The 19991-nt window shown below is 72.0% G+C and carries 18 protein-coding genes; 12 read left to right on the top strand and 6 right to left on the bottom strand.

All coding sequences use genetic code 11. The features are described 5' to 3' along the window. Positions 1-95 precede the first annotated feature (95 nt). From ACWD3C_RS02320 to ACWD3C_RS02345, 6 genes are all read left to right on the top strand, one after another. The gene (locus ACWD3C_RS02320; RefSeq protein ID WP_451139144.1) at positions 96-1058 is read left to right on the top strand and encodes an expansin EXLX1 family cellulose-binding protein; all 963 of its coding nucleotides are present in this window, start codon (positions 96-98) and stop codon (positions 1056-1058) included. Positions 1059-1139: 81 nt separating this feature from the next. Further along, the gene (locus ACWD3C_RS02325; protein WP_451139224.1) at positions 1140-1682 is read left to right on the top strand and encodes an RNA polymerase sigma factor; all 543 of its coding nucleotides are present in this window, start codon (positions 1140-1142) and stop codon (positions 1680-1682) included. Continuing rightward, positions 1679-2560 carry a zf-HC2 domain-containing protein gene (locus ACWD3C_RS02330; protein WP_451139146.1) on the top strand — a complete coding sequence of 294 codons (882 nt, stop codon included), beginning with the start codon at positions 1679-1681 and terminating at the stop codon, positions 2558-2560. The genes ACWD3C_RS02325 and ACWD3C_RS02330 overlap by 4 nt, the downstream gene beginning before the upstream one ends. A gap of 8 nt (positions 2561-2568) precedes the next feature. Continuing rightward, positions 2569-3432, top strand: a complete 864-nt coding sequence (locus ACWD3C_RS02335; RefSeq protein ID WP_451139226.1) for an ABC transporter ATP-binding protein — start codon at positions 2569-2571, stop codon at positions 3430-3432. Next, positions 3429-4955 carry an ABC transporter permease gene (locus tag ACWD3C_RS02340; protein ID WP_451139148.1) on the top strand — a complete coding sequence of 509 codons (1527 nt, stop codon included), beginning with the start codon at positions 3429-3431 and terminating at the stop codon, positions 4953-4955. Before ACWD3C_RS02335 ends, ACWD3C_RS02340 begins: the two co-directional genes overlap by 4 nt. Continuing rightward, complete coding sequence (locus ACWD3C_RS02345) at positions 4952-5677, top strand: ABC transporter (protein WP_451139150.1); 726 nt, start codon at positions 4952-4954, stop codon at positions 5675-5677. Before ACWD3C_RS02340 ends, ACWD3C_RS02345 begins: the two co-directional genes overlap by 4 nt. Positions 5678-5777: 100 nt before the next feature. On the opposite strand, the gene ACWD3C_RS02350 is transcribed toward ACWD3C_RS02345, so the two are convergent. Next, positions 5778-6473 (bottom strand): TetR/AcrR family transcriptional regulator, encoded by a 696-nt coding sequence (locus ACWD3C_RS02350; RefSeq protein ID WP_451139152.1) that lies wholly within the window; start codon positions 6471-6473, stop codon positions 5778-5780. 160 nt (positions 6474-6633) lie between these two features. Here ACWD3C_RS02350 and ACWD3C_RS02355 point away from each other — a divergent pair, with 160 nt between their 5' ends. Beyond that, the gene (locus tag ACWD3C_RS02355) at positions 6634-7308 is read left to right on the top strand and encodes a DUF2218 domain-containing protein (RefSeq protein WP_451139154.1); all 675 of its coding nucleotides are present in this window, start codon (positions 6634-6636) and stop codon (positions 7306-7308) included. Between the two features lie 71 nt (positions 7309-7379). Here the strand turns inward: ACWD3C_RS02355 and ACWD3C_RS02360 are convergent, their stop codons facing one another. Both ACWD3C_RS02360 and ACWD3C_RS02365 read right to left on the bottom strand, forming a co-directional pair. Further along, a complete protein-coding gene (locus ACWD3C_RS02360) occupies positions 7380-7448 on the bottom strand; it encodes a hypothetical protein (protein WP_451139228.1) in 69 nt (22 codons plus the stop codon). A gap of 291 nt (positions 7449-7739) precedes the next feature. Further along, entirely contained in the window at positions 7740-10958 is a 3219-nt protein-coding gene (locus ACWD3C_RS02365; RefSeq protein ID WP_451139156.1) for a family 78 glycoside hydrolase catalytic domain, read from the bottom strand. A gap of 390 nt (positions 10959-11348) precedes the next feature. Between ACWD3C_RS02365 and ACWD3C_RS02370 the strand changes: the two genes are divergently transcribed. Next, the gene (locus ACWD3C_RS02370; protein WP_451139158.1) at positions 11349-12326 is read left to right on the top strand and encodes an ABC transporter substrate-binding protein; all 978 of its coding nucleotides are present in this window, start codon (positions 11349-11351) and stop codon (positions 12324-12326) included. Positions 12327-12987: 661 nt separating this feature from the next. On the opposite strand, the gene ACWD3C_RS02375 is transcribed toward ACWD3C_RS02370, so the two are convergent. Beyond that, positions 12988-14466: a serine/threonine-protein kinase gene (locus ACWD3C_RS02375; RefSeq protein WP_451139160.1), complete on the bottom strand. Its 1479-nt coding sequence runs from the start codon at positions 14464-14466 to the stop codon at positions 12988-12990. Between the two features lie 79 nt (positions 14467-14545). On the opposite strand from ACWD3C_RS02375, the gene ACWD3C_RS02380 reads away from it, so the two are divergent. Further along, positions 14546-14989 carry a GNAT family N-acetyltransferase gene (locus tag ACWD3C_RS02380; protein ID WP_451139162.1) on the top strand — a complete coding sequence of 148 codons (444 nt, stop codon included), beginning with the start codon at positions 14546-14548 and terminating at the stop codon, positions 14987-14989. Positions 14990-15031: 42 nt separating this feature from the next. On the opposite strand, the gene kstD is transcribed toward ACWD3C_RS02380, so the two are convergent. After that, positions 15032-16825: a 3-oxosteroid 1-dehydrogenase gene (kstD, locus tag ACWD3C_RS02385; protein WP_451139164.1), complete on the bottom strand. Its 1794-nt coding sequence runs from the start codon at positions 16823-16825 to the stop codon at positions 15032-15034. A 171-nt stretch (positions 16826-16996) separates the two neighbouring features. On the opposite strand from kstD, the gene ACWD3C_RS02390 reads away from it, so the two are divergent. From ACWD3C_RS02390 to ACWD3C_RS02400, 3 genes are all read left to right on the top strand, one after another. Continuing rightward, entirely contained in the window at positions 16997-17884 is an 888-nt protein-coding gene (locus ACWD3C_RS02390) for an alpha/beta fold hydrolase (protein ID WP_451139166.1), read from the top strand. 13 nt (positions 17885-17897) lie between these two features. After that, positions 17898-18362: a glycine-rich domain-containing protein gene (locus tag ACWD3C_RS02395; RefSeq protein WP_451139168.1), complete on the top strand. Its 465-nt coding sequence runs from the start codon at positions 17898-17900 to the stop codon at positions 18360-18362. A 77-nt stretch (positions 18363-18439) separates the two neighbouring features. Continuing rightward, the gene (locus tag ACWD3C_RS02400) at positions 18440-19108 is read left to right on the top strand and encodes a class I SAM-dependent methyltransferase (RefSeq protein ID WP_451139170.1); all 669 of its coding nucleotides are present in this window, start codon (positions 18440-18442) and stop codon (positions 19106-19108) included. A 166-nt stretch (positions 19109-19274) separates the two neighbouring features. On the opposite strand, the gene ACWD3C_RS02405 is transcribed toward ACWD3C_RS02400, so the two are convergent. Further along, complete coding sequence (locus tag ACWD3C_RS02405; protein ID WP_451139172.1) at positions 19275-19973, bottom strand: hypothetical protein; 699 nt, start codon at positions 19971-19973, stop codon at positions 19275-19277. Between the last annotated feature and the right edge of the window lie 18 nt (positions 19974-19991).

A 19991-nucleotide genomic window follows, 5' to 3' on the forward strand; every position in this document is an offset into this window, starting at 1 on the left:
CCCCGCGACCACTGATGGGTCGGGAGCTCCTGTCACCGGAGCCTCACACGAAGCACGAAGCACGTGTTCTGCCGAACTAACGTAAGGGCTCATCCGTGGCGTTGTCTTCCCACCGCCGTTCTCCCCGCAAGCGGCGCACCGTTCTCGTCTCCGCCGTCGCCGTGGCGGCCGTCGCGCTCGTCGTGTCCCTGGTCGTGGCCTTCCGTACCGACCACGAGGCCGATGACGGGCAAGCCGCGGCCACGCCCGTTGCCGGCGCCCAGGTGACCGTCCAGCCGACGCCAACGGCAACACCAACACCAACGGAGCGGAAGTCGTCCTCGGCACCCCCGACCGCGACGCCCACCGCGACCACCACCCCGAAGGCCCCCGCGACCACCGCGCCGGCGTCGCGGCCGTCGGCCACGACCACCCCGCGCCCGGCGCCCGCCGAGGCATCGTCGGCGGGACGGATTCGGCCCAAGGTCACCTACGAGGGAGTCGCCACCCTCTACGACGCCGGGGACGGCGACGGCGCCTGCTCGTACGGCCCGAGCGACGACCTCATGATCGCGGCGATGAACCACACCGACTACGAGACGTCCAAGGCGTGCGGGGCGTACGTGCTGGTCCGCGCGGCGGGCGGCGCCTCCATCACGGTCCGCATCACCAACGAATGCCCCCTGCCCTGCGAACCCGGGCAACTCGACCTCAGCGCACAGGCCTTCGCCAAGCTCGCCGACCCCTCGGCCGGCCGTATACCGATCACGTGGAGCCTGCTGAGCCCCAGCACGTCCGACACGGTCTCGATCCGCTACAAGACCGGGTCCACCCAGTGGTGGTGCGGAATCCAGGCGATCGGTCACCGGAATCCGCTGGCGCGGCTGGAGGTGCGCACCGGCAGCGGCTGGCTCCGGCTGCCCCGTACCGAGTACAACTACTTCCTCTCCGAGAACGGCAGCGGGTGCGGCGGCGCGATCAGGATCACCGACATCTACGGAGAACAGCTGACGGTCGACGGGATCGCACTGCGGCCGGACGCCGTGCAGCCGACCCGGGTCCAGTTCGCCGCACACTGACCCCGGTTCACCCGAAGCCGACGACGGAGCCGCCGCGTGAACCGCCGGGGGCGTCTCGTCCGATGAGGGTGTGTGAGCGAAATGAACCGGGGGAGTCCGAGCGACGCCGAGCTGCTGCGCGCCGTCGCGGACGGTGACCGTCGCGCCTTCGAGGAGCTGTACCGCCGCTACGCGCCATGGCTCGTGCTGAGGCTGCGCGGGCGGTGCGCCGATCCGGCGCTGGTCGACGATGTCGTACAGGAGACGTTCCTGGACGTGTGGCGGGGAGCCGCCCGCTATCACCGTGACGGTGACGTGGCGGGCTGGCTGTGGCGGATCGGGGCGCGCCGCCTGGTGGACGCGCTGCGGGGCGACGGGGCCCGCGGGCGGCTGCGCCAGGCACTGTCCCGGCTGCGCCATCGCGACGAGGCGTCCGCCGAGGAACAGGTGCTGGCCCGGGTGCAGCACGGCGACCTGGCGGGCTCGCTCGCCCGGCTCTCGCCGGAGCTGCGGGCGGTGCTGCAGGCCACGGTGATCGACGGCCTGACGACGCGTGAGGCGGCCGTCCTGCTCGGCATACCTCCGGGCACGGTCAAGACCCGGGCCATGCGCGCCCGGAGGCAACTGCGGGAAGGCCTGGCATGAGTTGGCACGCGGATGACGGGGACTTGCGGGAGTACGCCCACGGGGTTCTGGCGGCGCCCCGGCTGTGGTCCGTCGAGACGCACCTCGCCGCCTGCGCGGACTGCCGGGCGGCGCTCTCGGCACACGTCCCGCCCGCCGAGATCAGCGCGGGCTGGGCCCGCCTGGACGCCGAGCTGGACGCCCCGAGGCCCGGTCCGCTGGAGTCGCTGCTGATCCGGGCCGGGGTCGCCGACCACACCGCCCGGCTGCTCGCGGCCACTCCAGTGCTGCGCCGCTCCTGGCTCGTCGCCGTGGTGCTCACCCTGCTGCTCGCGGTCGGCGTGGGGCTGGCCGCGTCGCCGCTGATGCTGCTGGCCACGGCGCCGCTGCTGCCGCTGGCGGGGGTGGCGGTGTCGTTCGGGCCGGGTCTCGACCCGACGTACGAGATGGCGGTGGTCGCGCCGACGCACACCTTCCGCCTGCTGATGGTGCGGACGGTCGCGGTGCTGTCGACGACGACGGCCCTGAGCGGGCTGGCGAGCCTGGCGCTCCCGTCGTTCGGCCTGGCGGCCCTCGGCTGGCTGCTGCCGGCGCTCGCGCTGACCTCGACGGGGGTCGCGCTGATGGCCCGGCTGGGGCCGGTACTCGCGCCGGCGCTGGTCGGTGGCGGCTGGACCGCCCTGGTGGTGCTGAGCCACCTGCCGGCATCCGGTACGCCGGTGCCGTTCACCGCCGTCGGACAGGGTGCGGCGGCCGTGGTCACGGTGGTGGCGACGGTGATGGTGGTGGTCGCGCGTGACCGTTTCGACACCGGGCGTCCATTCGGTCCCTCCCTTCGGTCCCTTAGATCCCTTAGGTCCCTTCAATCCCTTCGATTCGCAGCCAGGAGGCTGTCATGACACCGCCCATGCCACCCACGGTCTCGGCTGCCGGGCTGACCCTGAGCTATCGCGGCACCAGGGCGGTGGACGACGTGACGCTGCGGCTCACCGAGGGAGTCACCGGCCTGCTCGGGCCGAACGGCGCGGGCAAGACGACGCTGCTGCGCATCCTGGCGACGGCGACGCCGCCGGACAACGGGGCGTTCACCGTCCTCGGGCACGATCCGGGGACGGTCAGCGGACGCCAGGAAACACGGAGGAGACTGGGCTATCTGCCGCAGAACCCCGGGTTCCATCCGGAGTTCACCGCCTTCGAGTTCATCGACTACGTGGCGATCCTCAAGGAACTGACGGACCGTCGGACCCGGCACGCCGAGGCCCGGCGAGTCCTCGACGCGGTCGGTCTCGCGGATGTGCGCGGCAAGCGGATACGGAGACTCTCCGGCGGTATGCGCCAGCGCGTGGCGCTGGCGGCGGCCCTGGTCGGCGATCCGGGATTCCTGGTCCTGGACGAGCCCACGGTCGGCCTCGACCCGGAGCAGCGGATGCGGTTCCGGGAGCTGATCGCGGAGGCCGGCGAGGGCCGTACGGTGCTGCTGTCCACCCACCAGACGGAGGACGTGGCGATGCTGTGCCGCCGGGTGGTGGTGATGGACAAGGGCCGGGTGCGGTTCGACGGCACGGCCGCCGAGCTGACGGCGGTGGCCGACGGCCGGGTGTGGAGCAGCGGGGAGCGGCAGCCGGGGGCACGGGCCGGATGGCGCACCGGGACGGGCGAGTTCCGCAACGTCGGGGATCCGCCGGCGGGCGCCCGGCTGGTCGAGCCGACGCTGGAGGACGGCTATCTTCTGGCACTCGGCGGCGACACGGTGCCGGAGGTGGCGGCGTGACGACCGTGACCGAGACCCCGGTCGCCGCGTCGGCCCCGGCGCCGGCCCCGGACGGACGGCGGGCCGTGCCGGCGCTGGCCCGGGTGGAGGCGCGGCGTCTGCTGCTGCATCCCCTGGTGCTGGTCGCCCTGGTGGTGTACCTGACGTCTCTGCTGTGGCCGGGCGGCGAGCCGGAGGACGCCTATCCGGTCCTGCAGGACATCGACCGCGAGACACAACTGGGACAGGTGCTGCTGGGTCTGGCGGTGATGATCGCCGCGAACCTGGCAGTGCTGCGCTCCCAACGGCACGGCACGGACGGGCACTTCGGGGTGCTGGTACTCCCGCCGTGGCAGCGCACCTGTGCGCATGTGCTGTCGGTGCTGCCGACGGTGCTGGTGGGCGCGCTGATCGTGGCCGGGCAGTTCACGGCCGCGGCGCTGAAGCCGGGGGCCGTGGGCCACGCGTCGGTGTTCGAGCTGTTGACCGGGCCGCTGCTGATACTTCTGGCCGCGGTCCTGGGGGTGCTGCTCGGCCGGGTGGTCCGGTCGGCGTTCGTGGCTCCGCTGGCCGCGGTCGCCTACCTGGCGGTCACCTTCGTCTTCGTGGCCTCCGCGGAAAGCGCGGCCTGGCTGCGCGGGATGGCCCCGGTGCTGTTCGACGAGGGCGCACGGCCGCTGCCGTCCGACCTGCTGGGGCGGCCCGCCGGATGGCACGCGCTGTATCTGCTGGCGCTCGCGGTGCTGGCGGCGGCGGGAGCGGTACGGGCGAGCGGCGGCCGGACGCGGGCCGTACGAGCAACCGCCCTGGGGGCGCTCGGCGCTGTCGTGACCGCCGTCGTGTTCCAGGGCATGGCGCCGTCGGACGCGGTGCGGGAGGCACGTGAGGTGGCGACCCGTGACCCGGCGGCGGTGCAGGAGTGCGAGCGGCGCGGGGCGACGACGTACTGCGCCTTCCCCGAGTTCACGCCCTGGACCGACGAATGGGCGGGGGTGACGGACAGCGTGCGCTCGCTGGCCGGCGAACCGGCGGCGACGCGGGCACTGACCGTACGGCAGAAGGTCGCCGCCCTCGACGGACCGTCGGGCACCGCGGAAGTCCCGCCCGCCGCGCCGGGCGAGGCGACCGCGAGCACGGCGTGGGGCGGCGAACGGGAACTGGAGTTCGCGGCGAGCGTCGCCCGGGGGCTGGTGGTCGGGAGCGAGCGGCAGCGGGGGGCGCACTGCGACTCGCAGGGCGTACTGATGGTCTGGCTGGCGATCCGCGCGACCCGGAACGGCGAGGCCATGTACGGCACGACCGGGGACGATTTCAGCAGCCCCGGCCTGATTCTGGCTCCGGGCGACCCGATCTCCCTGCGGGACCGCGAACTCGCCGTGCTCCAGCGGCTGCTCGCCGAGCCCCAGGAGGAGGTGGAGCGCAGGGTGAAGGAGTCCTGGGCCGAGCTCTCCGCCCCCGGTACGACCACCGACCGCGCGGCCGCCCTGCTCGGCGTCACCGCCCCGGCGGAGACCGCTGACGACCGCGAATGGCAGTGCGCATGAGGCGGCAGCGGGCCATGGTGGTGGCGGCCCTGGTGCGACCCACGGTGCGGTCGCTGCCGTGGACCCTGCTCGTCGCCGGCTGGGGGCTGGGGCTGGTCATCGCCGCCGTACCGGTGCTGTTCTCGATGGAGTTCCCGGCGGAGGTGCTGGTCAACTTGGTGCGGGCGGCCGCGTTGTGCGGGGCGGTGGGGATGGCGTTCGTCCTGGACGACCCGGCCCGGCACACCACCGGCGTACCTCCCGTCCCGCGCCCGCTGCGGCAGGCGTTGCGCGCGGCCGTGGTGCTGCTGGTGGGCGCGGCCTGGTGGACGGCGGTGCTGGGCGTCGTACGGGTGGGCGCCGACGCCGCGCAATGGGCCGCGCTGCCGACGGGGGCGGTGACGGTCGAGGCCGGTGCGCTGTCCGGGCTGGCACTCGCGCTGGCCGCGGCGGTGGTGCGGTTCAGTGCGGTGCGGATGCCGGGACCGGCCGTGGCCGGCGCCGTGCTGGCGCTGCCGGTCACGGTCGTTGCCCTCCTTCCGTCACCCTTCGCGCTGTTCGTAGCGCTGGACGACCCGCGTTGGGAGGACGCCCATGTGCTGTGGGGCGGCGTACTGGCCGCCGTGCTCGCCGCCTGGGCGGTGTGCGGGCCGGAGCCGCGGCGCAGCCTGCGTGGTGGGAGTGGTGTGCGTGGTGTGCGTGGTGTGCGTGGTGTGCGCCTCCGGCGTGGCGGAGGCGGTTGATCCTGGTCCACCGGTCCACCGGTCCACCGGTCCGCCGACCGTCCTCCGAGTCTCTGACGACGATGATGACGACCTCGCACGTCAGCCGGCCGGGTGCCCGTCAGCCGGCCGGGTGGTGCCCCTGAACGGAGTGGTGCCCACGGTGGTGCGGCAAGCGCGCGGAGTCGCCGGTGCCATCGGTGTGTTGGGAGCCGTCCGGGGGTGCGGACGGAGAGGCGGACGGATCGGGCCGCACCCCGGTCAGGGTGACCGTGACGAGCCGGTGGACCGCGGCCCGGGACGGCAGGTCGCCGGCCGCGGCGAGGGCGTGGAGGCAGTACCGTGCGAGTTCGCCGGGCGCGATGTCGTCGCGGACGTCGCCGGTCCGGGCGGCATCGGCCAGCAGGCCTTCGACCATGCTGTGCAGTCGCCGCTGCGCCTGGATGACCTGCTGGTCGCGGTGCAGGAACGCCGCGAGGTCGCCCTCGTGGTGCTTCCGGGACTCGTGGGAGACGAGGGCGAACGCCCGCAGCACGGCCTCCAGCCGCTCACCGGCGCCCTCGGCCCGGTCCCGGACCTCGGCCAGATGGGCGAGATGGTGACCGATCTGCCGCTCGTGCCAGGCGAGCAGGATCGACTCGACGTCCGGAAAGTACTTGTACAGCGTCGCGCGGCCGATCCCGGAATCCTTGGCGATCCGCGACATCGTCACCGACGTCAGCCCGTGCTCGGCGACCAGCGTCGCGGTGGTGTCCAGGACCGCCGCGCGTACGGCGGCACGGTGCGCGTCGATCGTCTCGTTCCACAGCTTGGGCACGGCCCCAGCATACGATCCGGCGCTGCGGTGACACCATGGATTGACAGAGACAGAGTGTCTCGATAAAGCTGAGGGAAGCCGCACGGGACGCCTGACGATCGGGCCCGACCAGTGCGCTCCGAGGCGTCCGTCCTGCGGGGGCGGATTCGAAAGGAATGCCATGCCGACCGCCGAAGCCCGCGTCGAGACCGACCGCCCGAGCCGTTATCTCGTCCAGCTCTGCAAGCACTTCGCCCACAAGGGCCGCCACCTCGGCCACCGGCCACGCGCCCACGCGGGCGGTGACGCTCAGGATCTCGGCGCCATGCGGGCCGTGGCGGAACAGGCGCGGGTCGAATGGTCCGACAGCGAGGGGGAGGTCAGCCTTCCCTGGGGCCGGATCACCCTCCGCGCCGTCCCGGGCGCGCTGACGTTGCGTGTCGAAGCCGCCGACGACGACGGCGTGACGCGGCTGCAGAACCTTGTCGCCGGGCATGTCGAGAGATTCGGCAGGCGCGACGGGCTCCGGGTGAGCTGGCAACGGCCGGGGTTTCCGGCGGATTCTCCCGGTGTCTCCGCCGGAATAGCGGAGACGCCGGGAGAGGGAGCCGTGCCACGCCGTAGGCACCTCAGGCTGGCGGGCCTCGCGGCCCTCGTCGCGCTCGTTCTCGTCGTACACCTGGGGCTCGGCGGTGCACTTCTGGCGAACTGGCGGTGGACGGGTTGGGCCGCGGGCGGCGTCCTCGCGGTCGTCCTCGTGAAGGTCGCGGTCCTGGCGGGTTCGCCGTCCGCCGCGGCCGAGCCGCGAAGAGCCGTTGAGCGCGCTGGATCCGGTGCCGTCCGGGCTCCGCACTAGGAGCAGTACGAGCGGGGCGGCGCCCGGACGGCTGCCTGACCTCGGCCGGCCGGCCGTCGGTCAGGTGTGGGTCATTCCCGGTAGGCTACGTTCGTCATCATCCCGGCCTCGCCGTGGTAGGCGTTGCGGCAGTGCAGCATCCACTGGCCGAGATCGCGGCCGTCTCGTGGTGGATCAGTACGGCCGACGCGGCGGCCAGCAGCACGATGACGGCGCCACGTGTCCGGCGGCGGACGGCACTGGCGCGCGCTGCCGCCATCGCCATCGCCCTCCGCTCGGACTTGTCTGCCGCGCGCCCTTTCCACAGGGCGCGCGGCTCGCTCATTTCGCTCAATATCCCCCCTGCGGGGTGTTTCGTCGGGCCTGTGGAGGCAGCGCTGCCCCCAGGTGCGGCAGCCCGCCGCACCCGGGGTTCGCAGGGCGCGTGCCGTTCAGGAAGTGGTGCGCTTGACCTCCACCGGGCCGGAGCCGACCGGGCCGACGCGGAGCACCGTGCCGGTGGGGTCGGTGAAGGGAGTCACCCGCACGCGGCGCCGCCCGTCGGGTGCGGTGCCCGTCACCCGGTACGCGGCCGGGTCGGCGTCGCCGATCTCCACCTCCAGTACGGCACGGGAGTTGGGCGGCACGGTCACGCGGGTCGTGTGGGTGTCGCCGGAGCGATGGACGGAGACCGAGACGGGGCCGCGCACGGAGGGCACGGTGCCCTCGGCCTCGGTCAGGGCGCCGGTTCTCGGGCGGATCAGGAACTCCGCCGCGCCGGGCCTGCTGACCTGGACGCCGAGGATGTGCCGGGCGACGGCGTTGGCGGGGGCGGAGGCCCAGGCGTGGGAGAAGGTCATGTTGGACTTCAGTGAGGGGTCCCAGGCCTCGGTGACGATGGTGGCCTTCAACACGTCGAGCATGTGCAGCCAGGAGTTGGTGGCCGTGGAGGTGAGCAGCGCGAGCGCGGCATCGGCGCGGCCGAGGCGGAAGAGGGCGTCGAGGAGGAACTGCGACCCGTACACGCTCATCCGCATGCCGCCCGCCGCGAGCGTGTCGCCGAGCCTGGCCAGCACCTCGTCGTCCAGGGTGTCCGCTACGCCGAGAGCCACCGGGAAGGCGGTGGCGTGCTGGGCGCTGTGGCTGGTGCCGACGCCGTCGAGGAAACGTCCGGCCGAGGAGTCGAGCAGGGTGCTGCGCATCGCCCCGGCGAGGGTGTCGGCCCGGTCGCGCAGCAGGGCGGCGTCGTCGGTCTTCCCCAGCGCCGTGGCGCACTTGGCCAGCGCGTCGAAGGCCGCGTACTGGAAGGCGTTGATGACGGTGTTGACGCTGGTGAAGACATAGCCGTCGCGGCTGGCGGCCGGCCAGTCGACCAGGTCGCCGAGGTCCTGGCTGGTGTTGCCGGGGGACTTGTGGACGAGGCCGTCCGAACCGAGGTAGGAGGTCAGGTTCTTGGCGGTGAGCAGGCCGTAGTCCTTGGCGAGCTGCCGGTCGTCGCCGGTGGCGAGGTAGTCCTCCCACGCGGAGATCGCGCACATCAGCCGGTACTCGGTCGGCCAGGTCCCCTTGCGGACCAGGTAGTCGTTGGACCAGCGGGCGAGCGCGTAGGAGCGCTGGACGCCGTACTCGGAGAGCTGGTTGATCAGCGCGTCGCCCTCGTACGGGCCGCGTTCGCGGGTCGGGGTGTCGGTGTAGAGGTCGCCGCGGGTGGCCTCGATGGAGTAGCGGCACAGCTCCCAGACCCGGTCGAGGGCGGGATCGGAGCTGCGGAACGAGACGTGCGTGTCGTCCCAGTCGACCTTCCAGGCGCGGCCGGTGACGACGGCCTTCGACAGGTCGAGGTCCGTGCGCAGTTCGGCCCAGCGGAAGCCGCGGTAGCCCCAGTGCTCGAAGCGCTGGTCGCCGTCGCGCAGCGTCCACACCTCGCGGTAGGTGTTGGTGGCGCGCAGCTGGTACCTGACGGTGCCGTCGGTGTTCAGCTCCTCGCCGAGCCGCACCTCGACGGTGTCGCCCGCGCTGCCGTTGACCTCCAGGGCCAGTCCGCCGACGATCTCCCGGCCGAGGTCGACCAGCCAGCGGCCGTCGCCGGCCTTGGTGACGGAGACGGGAGTGACGTCGTGGAGCCGGACCGGCTCGATCGGGGCGGGGACCAGGTCGGTGATGGCGGCGCGGACGGCCGGCGCGGACCAGTCGCCGTCGTCGAAGCCCGGCTCGGTCCAGCCGACGGGCTCGCGGCGCAGGTCCCAGTACTCCTGCGGGACCGTGAAGTAGCTGCTGCCCGCGCTGCCCTTGGCGGGCAGCAGCCCGGCCTGGCGGCGTGCCTTCCAGCCGCTTCCCGAGGCGACGGTGGACCGGCTGCCGTCGGTGTACGTGATCTCCAGCTGGGCCAGGAACTTCTGCTGCGAGGTGGTCCAGCACAGCGCGGCGAGTGCGTTGGCCTTGCCGCCCGGCCGAAGGGTGGAGGTGATGTCGAAGGCCTGGTAAGCCGTCCCGGTGCCCGAGCGCACGGAGGCGTGGCCGACCGCGGTGCCGTTGCTCCACACCTTGGCGACGTACTGGCGGGCGGGACCCGGTGAGGTGGCCGCCACGTAGAGGACGGCCGCCGCGATCTCCTTGCCCGGCTCGGTGCCGTACTCGTGGCGGAGCAGCGCCCAGGTGTCGTCGGCCCCGTAGGAGGAGAGCGAGGCGGCGCCGGTGGGGAAGGTGAGCGTGCCGCCGGAGACGGTGCCGGTGGCGAAGGTGCCCTTGTCGGAGGCGAAGTCGTCGTCGAGGAGGACGGTTCCGTCGGCGGCGGTGAAGGTGACGTGGTCGTAGACCTGGGACTCGGTGCGGCCGTTGCGCAGGCCGATGTTGCCGGAGGCGTAGCGGGTGTCGGTGGTGGTGTCGACGACGGTGCCGTTGACGGTGGTGGTGAACGTGGAGCCGGTCATCGTGACGGCGAAGTCGACCCACTCCCCGGTGGCGACGGCGAACGGCAGCTGGACCTCGGCGAGGACGGTGTAGGTGCCGTTCACGCAGACGTGCTTCTTCAGCACACCGGGGCTGCCCGCGCGCAGCTGCCACATGTAGTTGTTGGAGGTGTTCGCGGCGCGGAACCACAGCCCGGCGGCCACGGCGGTGATCTTCAGCCGGGTGGTGAGGGTGCCGTCGGTCATGACCGGTCCGGCCGGTGCCCAGATCGGCTCGGCCTCCCACGCGTCCTCGACCGAGGTGGCCAGCAGCGCGGGCTCCGACCACGCCGACCGCGTCTCGCCCCAGCTGCTGACCCGCCACCAGTAGGCGGTACGGGGCTGGAGGGCGGGCCCGGCGTACGGTACGGCGGTGGAGTCGGCGGACTCGCGCCTCCCCGAGTCCCAGACCAGCCGGTCGTCGTCGAAGCCGCCCGGCGTGGTGGCCAGTTGCAGCTGGTAGGCGCGCTGGACCGTACCGGCGCCGAGGTCGGGCACCTGCCAGCTGAACCGCGGGCGCTGCCCGGGGCCGGCGGTGAGCGCCTGCGGCAGCAGGTCGGCGAGCGTCCCGGTCGGCGCGGGCGGCTTCCCGGCGGCGGCCGCCGCGGCCGGGGCGGCGCCCGGGTCGGTGGCGGCGAGGGCGCGGGGCCCGGTCAGCACGACGGAGGCGGCAGCGGCGCCGCTCAGCTGGAGCAGTCTTCGACGCGACAGGTCCCAGGACATTGGTGCACCCTCGGTTCGGTTTGGTCCGGTTCGGTCTGTGAAGGTTGTGAAAGGTTTCAGAGCGATTTCCCGGAGGTTAGGGTTCCGCGTCGTGACTGGTCAATGCATAAGGCGCAATCGATATCTCAGAGAAGTGAAACGATTTAACGGCGCCGGCCTACGAATGATCTCTCCCGGTCTCTCCCGGTCTCTCTTGTCCGGACCCATGACACTGCGAAGTTAGGCGTGTACATTTCCGCCGTCGAGAAGTTGCACAACATGGTTGCCGCACTCAGCGAGCCGCTCAGGGTGTCGGCACAACGGCACAACGGCACAACGGCACAAGGACACAAGGGCACAACGCTGCAATACGTGCACAACTCATCCCCGTTCTCCTCAGGAGGGGCCCCTATGCGAAGGCGCATTCTCGGGCTTGCGGTAGCAGTGATGACGGTCGCCGGTGCGGCCGGATGCGGATCCTCGTCAAACGACAACGACGACTCGTCGGCCTCGGGCGGGAGCGAGGTGACACAGGTGAAGGTCGGCATCATCCCGATCATCGACGTGGCACCGCTCTATCTGGGGCAGCAGCAGGGCTTCTTCAGCAGCCGCGGCATCGAACTGGAGATGGTGAGCGCCCAGGGCGGAGCCGCGATCATCCCCGGTGTGGTGAGCGGCCAGTTCGAGTTCGGGTTCAGCAACACCACCTCGCTGATGCTCGCCCAGACCCAGGGAGTGCCGGTCAAGTCGGTGGTCAACGGGGCGGCCACCACCGGAAACACCGAGACCGACGTCACCGGAGTCGCCGTCAAGGGGGACAGCCCCGTCAAGTCGGCCAAGGACCTCGTCGGGAGGAAGGTGGCGGTCAACACCCTGAAGAACATCGGGGAGACCACGGTCCGTGAGTCGGTGCGCCAGGACGGCGGAGACCCCTCGAAGGTCGACTTCGTGGAGATACCGTTCGACCAGATGCCGGCCGCGCTGGACGGCGGGCAGGTGGACGCCGCCTGGATGGGCGAACCGGCGCTGACGATCGCCGAGTCCCAGGGCGCCCGCGTCGTGGCGTGGCCGTTCGCCGAGACCCACCCGAAGCTCACCCTGGCGACGTACTTCGCCTCGGCCCGACTGGCGCAGGACAAGCCCGACTTGGTGAAGAATTTCACCGAGGCGATGACCGAGTCGCTCCAGTACGCCACCGAGCACCCGGACGAGGCACGCCAGATCCTCGCCACCTACACCAAGATCGACAGCGGGGTGGTGGAGAAGCTGACCCTGCCCGCCTGGCCGGCACAGGTCGACATGGACTCCCTGGAGAAGCTCGCCTCCCTCGGTGAGCAGGACGGGATCTTCGGCGGCAAGAAGCCGGACCTGGACGCCCTGTTCTCATGACGACGGCCGGGGCTGATCCCGTGAAGACGATGCCCGCCGGGACCGGGACCGGGAACGGTTCCAGTTCCGGTCCCCGGCGGCACCCGCACCCTCGGCGCCCCGCCCGAACCGGGAACTGCTCGCCGAGGACGGCTTCTGGACCGAGCTCGGCGCCACCCTGACCGGGTGGGGCCTGGGTCTGGCCATCGCCGTCGTGGGCGGGGTGGCGGCCGACGTGATGATCGGCTCCGTACCGTTCCTGGGCAGTGAGCGGGAGTGAGTCCACACACTGGCACGCCCCGAACGGTCTTGGGCGCACTGGTCGTCCGCTTTCGCCTCCGGGTGGCGACACGGATCCTGTCCGTGGTCCGATCCCGGAAGGGCGGAGTCCCTTGCGACCCGGCCATGTGGATGCGGCCAGAGGCGACGGGGAGGCCCTGAACCATCTCGCTGGTGGAGCAGGGGCCCCGCACGCTGGCACCACACCCGGCGTCCCAGATCGCACCGGCGACACTACCCGGCATCGCACCAGACCTCGCAAGCCCGAAAGCCGACCATCACACGATCGAGCTAAATCACCCTCATACGCGTTCCCCGGCGAGCAGTTGCCACCCCTGCTGCGGGCCGCGACCGCCTCCACCATCGAGTTCCTGCGGATGATCCCCTCCGTGGTCACAGGCTCTCAGCCGCGGGTACAGCGCCCCGTCGCATTCGCCACCGGCGGACGGCACTGCAACGCGAAGTCGGCCGGACTCGTGCTCAGATAGCGGCCGATGCAGGTGGACGGAGTCGTACGCCCACGGTTGGCGCAGAAGGTCAGGGCCGCGTAGCCGTCGAGGAACGGGCCCGGCGCGTAGAACACCCAGTAACCCGGGCGCAGCGAGGCGTAGTTGTCACTGAGCAGCCACACCGCCTCGGGGACGGACGCACGGATCGCGGCGAGCTGCTGGCTCCGCTCGGCGGCACCCGAGCTCACGGGTTCGGAGTGCAACTGGGCGATCCAGCCGCCGGGGGCCTGGGCGGCGGGCGACTCGGACGCGCTCGGCGTGGGAGTGGGAGTGGGCGTGGGGGAGGGCGCCTGTGACGTGGCCGGCGCCGCGGAGGGCGTGGGCGTCACCGGAGTCCCTCCGCCCCCGGCCGTCCCGTCCCCGTCGTCGGACGCGCGCAGGGTGAGGACGAGCGCCGGCACCGCGACGACGGCCAGTACGGCGGCGACGGCGACAAGGACCGGCGTACGACGTCGAGTCGGGCGCTCGGGCTCCGGGACACGACGTCGCGTCGGGTCCTCGGGCTGCGAGGCGTCGATCCGCGTGGGCGCCGGTGTCTCCGTCACCGTCGGCTTCGCCAAGCGCAGTGTCGTTCCCGACTCCACCTTGGCCAGCAGCGCGTCGAGCTGTTCCGCGGTGGGGCGGGCCGCCGGATCGCGTACGAGGAGGGCCTCAAGGGCAGGGGCGAGCGGGCCGGAGCCGGCGGGCGAGGGCACGGGGTCGTCGAGGACCGCGGCCAGGGTGGCGAGCGTCGTCTCGCGGCGCAGGGGGCTCACGCCCTCCACGCAGACGTACAGGACGAGCCCGAGCGACCACAGGTCGGCAGCCGGGTCGTCGCCGTGGCCGCGAACGCGCTCGGGGGCCATGTACTCGGGGGAGCCGACGAGTTCACCGGTCACCGTCAGCGCGGTGGCGCCCTGGAGGGCGGCGATGCCGAAGTCGGTGAGAACGGCGGTGCCGTCGGGGCGGAGCAGCACGTTGGCGGGCTTGACGTCCCGGTGCTGGATGCCGGCCGCGTGGGCGGCGCGCAGCGCGGAGAGCAGCTGGCGGCCGAGGCGGGCGGCCTCCGCCGGGGTCAACGGGCCGTCGGCGAGCCGCCGTTCCAGCGAGACGCCGGGCACCAGCTCCATCACGATCCACGGATGGGGATCATCCTCGATGATCTGATGCACCGTCACCACATGCGGGTCGCTGAGCCGGGCCAGCGCCCGCGCCTCGCGCATGACCCGTTCCCGCACGGCGGCGGAGGCCTCCGCGTCCGGACGTACGGCCTTCAGGGCGACCTCGCGGTGCAGCACGGTGTCCCGGGCCCGCCAGACCGTGCCCATCCCTCCGCGGCCGAGCTGCTCGATCAGCTCGAACCGTCCGTCGACGACATCCCCCTGCGTGTACATGCGCGACAGGGTAAGGACTCGCGGGGACGGGGCGCGAATCATGGTTGAGATATTCGGGGCGCGCGGGTTGGCTTCGGCCATGACCGATCTTCGTATCGAGCGGGTGGACGGCGCTGCCGGTACCCGACAGCTCACGGACTGGCAGCACGTCCACAACACGATCATCCCGACGCACCACCTCACCCTCGACGACGTCCGCCGACGCGCCGGGAGTCACCACCTGGAACTCGCCTATCTGGACGACATCCTGGTGGGCAACTCGACGGTCCGGCCGCCCGAGGGGAACACGGTCACGGTGATCGTGCGCGTGCTCGCCGAGTACCGGGGGCGTGGATTCGGTGAGCAGTTGTACGTACGAGCGCTGGCGCGGGCGCGGGAGCGGGGCGCCGAGGTCATCGAGACGGTCGTCCTGGAGACCAACACGGACGGGCTGCGGTTCGCGCTGAAGCGCGGCTTCGTCGAGGTCGAGCGGTACGTGCTCGACGGTGAGACGATCCCGTGGATCGACCTGCGGCTGACCTGACCTGACCTGACTCGACTTGACCCGTCCCGTCCCGTCCCGTCCCTACAGCCTCCCCGCCAGATCCAGCGCCGCCACGTACCCGAACGTCATGGCCGGCCCGATCGTCGAGCCCGCGCCCGCGTAACTGTGGCCCATCACGGCGGCGCTCGCGTTGCCCGCCGCGTACAGGCCGGGGATCACCGAGCCGTCGGGGCGCAGGACCCGGGCGTGGGCGTCGGTGAGGAGGCCGCCCTTGGTGCCGAGGTCGCCGGGGACGATCCGGAAGGCGTAGTACGGGGGCAGCCAGAGCGGCGCCAGGCAGGAGTTGGGCCGGACGGACGGGTCGGTGTAGTAGTGGTCGTACGCGCTGTCGCCCCGCCGGAAGTCGGAGTCCTCGCCCTGCCGGGCAAGGGAGTTGAAGCGGTCGACGGTGGTACGAAGCGCGGCGGCGGGGACGTCGATCGCCGTGGCCAGGGCGTCCAGCGTCCAGGCCCTGCGCACGGCACCGGACTCGTACCAGGCGTCGGGGAACACGAAGGTCGGGGCGACGTCCTTGAAGAGGTAGCGGTTGCGGTAGTTCTGGTCGACGATCAGCCAGGCCGGGATGTGCGGGGCGGACGGCGTGTCGCGGTCGTACATCGTCTGGACCACATCGCCGTACGGGGCCGCCTCGTTGACGAAGCGGGCGCCCGCCGCGTTGACCAACAGGCAGCCGGGGAGGGTGCGTTCGGCCAGACAGAAGTACGGCTGGTCGGGCAGCGGGATCGCCGGGCCCCACCAGGCGTCGTCCATCAACTCCAGGGCAGCGCCCGCCTGTTCGCCCGCCCGGATGCCGTCACCGGTGTTTTCCTTGGCACCGACGGTCCACTCTGTACCGATGGGCTGCTCCTGGTACCGCTCTCGCATGGCCGCGTTGTGCTCGAAGCCGCCGGATCCGACGACGACCCCGCGCCGGGCCCGGACGAGACCGGGGGCGCCGTTCTTCGTCACCACCGCTCCGGTGACGGCCCCGTTCTCCAAGTGCAGCTCGGCCAAAGGGGTGTTGAGCCACACGGGTACACCGGCGGCGATCAACCCCGCGCGCAGCCCGGCCGCCAGCGACTGCCCCATGGTGAGCGGCTTCTGCCCGAGCAGAGCGGCCCTCGTGCCCCGGGCCAGGCACTCCGTCGCCACGGCCAGCCCCTTCGCGTTCACCGCCGAGAGGACGAGCCACTTGTAGTCGGCGCTGAAGACGACCATGCCGTCCGGGACGGTCATGTACGAGGGGTTCAGCCGGGCCAGCTCGGCGCCCAGGATGTTCCCGTCGAGCTGGGCGGGCTCGATGGAGCGGCCGTTCGGCAGACCGCCGGGCAGCTCGGGATAGTAGTCGCTGTACCCCTCCATCCACCGGAAGCGCAGCGGGCTGTTCGCCATCACGAAGGAGATCATGGCGGGCCCGTGCTCCAGGAAGGCCCGCTGCCGGTCGGCCGGGACGTCGTCACCGACCACGGCCGCGAGATACTCGGCGGCCTTCGCGGGAGTGTCCGGCACCCCCGCCGCCAGGATCACCGGGTTGTTGGGGATCCAGATCCCCGCCCCGGACCGCGCCGCCGAGCCGCCGAAGGTCGGCGCCTTCTCGACGACCACACAGCTCAGCCCCTGCTTGCTTGCCGTCAGCGCGGCGGTCATCCCGGCGGCCCCGGAGCCGATGACGACGATGTCGTACGTGCCGAGGAGGGGCGGGGCGGCGGCGTGGGCCATCGGTCCGGGGAGGCCGCCCGCCAGCGCGATTCCGGCTCCCGTGGCGGTTCCGATCACCTGGCGGCGTGAGGGGCCGGAGCCGGGCGTACGTCTCGCGGGGTCGGCGTTCGTGGACATGGTAGGTATCCCCCCACTCCCCAAATCTGACAAGGTGTCAGAAATGTCGCGCGGGGACCTTGGGAAGTCAAGGCCCGCGCCGAACGGGCCCGAGGTGTGCGGGCGTTGGCGCATGGGCAAGGTTCGGGCAGCGCGTGGGCCCGGTCCGCGGACCGAGGGAGGGGGAGCGCTGTGCAGGACCTCGTACGGCCGTTGGAACAGATCCGGACGGCCGACGGGAGGGTGTTGCGGGTCGAGTGCTCGGGGGATCCCCGGGGGCGGCCGGTCTTTCTGCTGCACGGGACACCGGGGAGCCGAGTGGGGCCCCGGCCCAGATCCATGGTTCTGTACCAGCGTGGCACGAGGCTGATCAGCTACGACCGCCCCGGATACGGCGGCTCCGACCGCCTCCCGGGCCGGCGGGTCGTCGACGTCGTCGAGGACGTCGTCCGGCTCGCCGACGCGCTGGGGCTCGACCGGTTCGCCGTCGCCGGGCGGTCGGGCGGGGCGCCGCACGCCCTCGCCTGCGCCGCGCTCCTGCCGGACCGGGTGACCCGGGCGGCGGCGCTGGTCGGGCTGGCGCCCAGGAACGCCGAGGGGCTGGACTGGTTCGCGGGGATGGCGCCCTCCAACGTCGATGAGTTCCGTATCGCGTCGAGCGACCCCGAGCGGTTCAAAGCCCGGCTCATCCCGCGCTCGGCGGCCATCCGCAGCGATCCGGCGCGGCTGCTGGAGGAGCTCCGGACCGATCTCACCGCCGACGACCGGCAGATCGTCATCGACACCGCCTTCCGCTCCATGATGCTGCGCAACTTCCGCGAGGCACTGCGGACTTCACCGTACGGCTGGATCGACGACGCACTGGCCCTGACCGGGCCCTGGGGGTTCGAGCCGGCCGACATCCGTGTGCCCGTGCTGCTCTGGCACGGCGAGAAGGACGTGTTCTCGCCGGCCGCCCACGCCTCCTGGCTGGCCGCCCGTATCCCGCGCGTGAAGGCCGTCGTGGAACCCGCGGCGGCCCACTTCGCGGCCGTACGCGCCCTGCCGCAGGTGCTCGGCTGGCTCCTCGGCGATGACTGAAGGCGGTTTCGATGTGACCATCGTGTTAGAACGTCCCGTGGGCACCACCGATCCGGCCACCTTGGTCGACCCTGTGGTGACCGACCGGCTCGTCCGCCGCATCACTGTCGACCACCCGGGCATCGACGAGGCGACCGCGCGCCGCATCGTCGGCCAGGCGGCCGGGTTCGTCGCCGCCTCCGGACGACAGCCCGGACAAATGCTCTCGCCCAGCCGCATGGTCGATATCGGCTGGCACGCGTTCATCCTGCACACCGTCGACTATGCCGACTTCTGCCAGCGGGTCGTCGGCCACTTCGTCCACCACGTCCCAACCGGTGAGGACGAAGACCCCGTGGGCGGCGCCGCCGCGGCCCGGGAGCGGACGCTCGCTGCGATCCACGCAGCCGGGTACATGGTGGACCCCGAGCTGTGGGGTGAAGCCGCCGACTGCAATCAGTGCCACGCCGGATGCCACGACAGCCCGAAGAGCGGCTGACAGAGCAGCGTCATCTGTAAGACACTCCAGCCGTCCGGCTCTGTGCCGGGCGGCTGGCCCTATGAGCGGAGCACCACGTGACAGACACGGCGATCGCCTGGGACACCTACTCACGGCAACGGCCCGAGCGTCGGCCTGTGAATGCGCGCGGCGAGGCGACCTGGTTCAACTGGACCCAGTACGAAGACCACGGCCCAGGCGCCGAGTTACTCGCTCTGCCCGCTGGCGGGCGCGTCCTGGATCTGGGCTGCGGCAAGGGTGGCAACGCGGCGCACCTGGCCTCGCTCGGCATGCAGGCCGTCGGCGTGGACATGTCGCCCAGGCAGCTGTGTGCGGCCCGTGAACGCTGGGGCGAGGTGCCGGGGTTGGAGCTGCACCAGGCGGAGGCGGTCACCTTCCTACAGGGCACCGAGGAGCCATTCGACGCGGTGTACTCGGTGTACGGGGCGGTGTGGTTCACCGACCCGGCCCGGCTCCTGCCCGTCGTGCGTGAGCGGCTGCGCCCGGGCGGTCGGCTCGTCTTCTCGCAGCGGCCAACGGTGGAGGGCTGCTACGGCTGCCAGGCCTCATACATTCCGCGCGGAGCCGACGAGGACCCTCTCGTCGTGAAGCGCTGGGACTACGAGCCCGACGTGTGGGGCGAGTTGCTGGGCGGGTACGGCTTCGCCGACATCCGCGCGGAGATCCTTCCCGCTCCGCCCGGGCCGCGCACGGTCGGCACGCTCATCGTCCAGGCCCGCGTCTGACAGTCGCCGTGGCCCCGACCGGTTCCTGTGTTCCAGGCCGGGGCCGCTTCACGTGCCACGGCGCCCGTGCCATCGCCGACGTCTTTCCCCTCGGGGCCAACCTCGCTCTCACCATCGGGCCCAGGCTGGGCGCCACCCTCACCATGCTCAGGCTAGGCATTGAGTCTCAATCCTCGCTGTCAGTCGGTCGATGGGCCCGGGGACCGGCGGGCTCCGCGTGGAAGGGAACCTCATACACCACGGAGACGACGCATTCGTGCTCGGGCGCCGTATCGACGTAGCGCACGAGGTACTCCACCGAACTGTCCCGCGGAGGGGAACACCGTCCCCGGGCCACGGCCTGCCGTTGCGCGGCGAGCCTGGCCGGCCTGCGGGCCCGCAGCCATGCTTTGCGGCCAGGTCCGTCGGGCACGCCGAGTCCGAGCCCGACGGGGAAGCGACAGATTGCGTACACGATGAGATCGCCTCGCCCGACAGCGGCGAAGTGCAGTCGGCGGCCGGCCGGGGAGCTCGCGGTGAGGTCATGGGGCCGACCGCAGTGCGGACAGGGGCCGTCATCGAGGACGACGGCCCCTGGGTCGGCGTCCAACATCTGCCCGAGGAGGAGCCGCAGCCCCGCGCGGACCATGAGGAGGCGCTCTCCTTCAGGGCCCGCCATCTCCGCTGCAAGGCGGGCTCGTTCCTCGGGGGCGAGCCTTTCGCGCAGGGCTCGACGGTCTTCCGGCGACAGCGTCGACACCACGAACGTGCGCAGTGCGAGGGGGTCGAGCCCCCCGTCGCACCGCGCGGGGTCGAGACCGAGCGGTGGCGCGGGCAGCGGAGCCCGCTGCGCACCCCAGCCGCCGTCGGGATTTGTCGCAGGCACGATGGGAAACGACGCAGG

This window comes from Streptomyces sp. NPDC002845, assembly GCF_053591955.1.

Coding starts and splice junctions, on each gene's coding strand:
- kstD (WP_451139164.1), bottom strand. CDS start 16,825: ATGTCCACGAACGCCGACCCCGCGAGACGTACGCCCGGCTCCGGCCCC.
- ACWD3C_RS02380 (WP_451139162.1), top strand. CDS start 14,546: ATGACCGATCTTCGTATCGAGCGGGTGGACGGCGCTGCCGGTACCCGA.
- ACWD3C_RS02335 (WP_451139226.1), top strand. CDS start 2,569: ATGCCACCCACGGTCTCGGCTGCCGGGCTGACCCTGAGCTATCGCGGC.
- ACWD3C_RS02345 (WP_451139150.1), top strand. CDS start 4,952: ATGAGGCGGCAGCGGGCCATGGTGGTGGCGGCCCTGGTGCGACCCACG.
- ACWD3C_RS02330 (WP_451139146.1), top strand. CDS start 1,679: ATGAGTTGGCACGCGGATGACGGGGACTTGCGGGAGTACGCCCACGGG.
- ACWD3C_RS02355 (WP_451139154.1), top strand. CDS start 6,634: ATGCCGACCGCCGAAGCCCGCGTCGAGACCGACCGCCCGAGCCGTTAT.
- ACWD3C_RS02370 (WP_451139158.1), top strand. CDS start 11,349: ATGCGAAGGCGCATTCTCGGGCTTGCGGTAGCAGTGATGACGGTCGCC.
- ACWD3C_RS02325 (WP_451139224.1), top strand. CDS start 1,140: ATGAACCGGGGGAGTCCGAGCGACGCCGAGCTGCTGCGCGCCGTCGCG.
- ACWD3C_RS02365 (WP_451139156.1), bottom strand. CDS start 10,958: ATGTCCTGGGACCTGTCGCGTCGAAGACTGCTCCAGCTGAGCGGCGCC.
- ACWD3C_RS02375 (WP_451139160.1), bottom strand. CDS start 14,466: ATGTACACGCAGGGGGATGTCGTCGACGGACGGTTCGAGCTGATCGAG.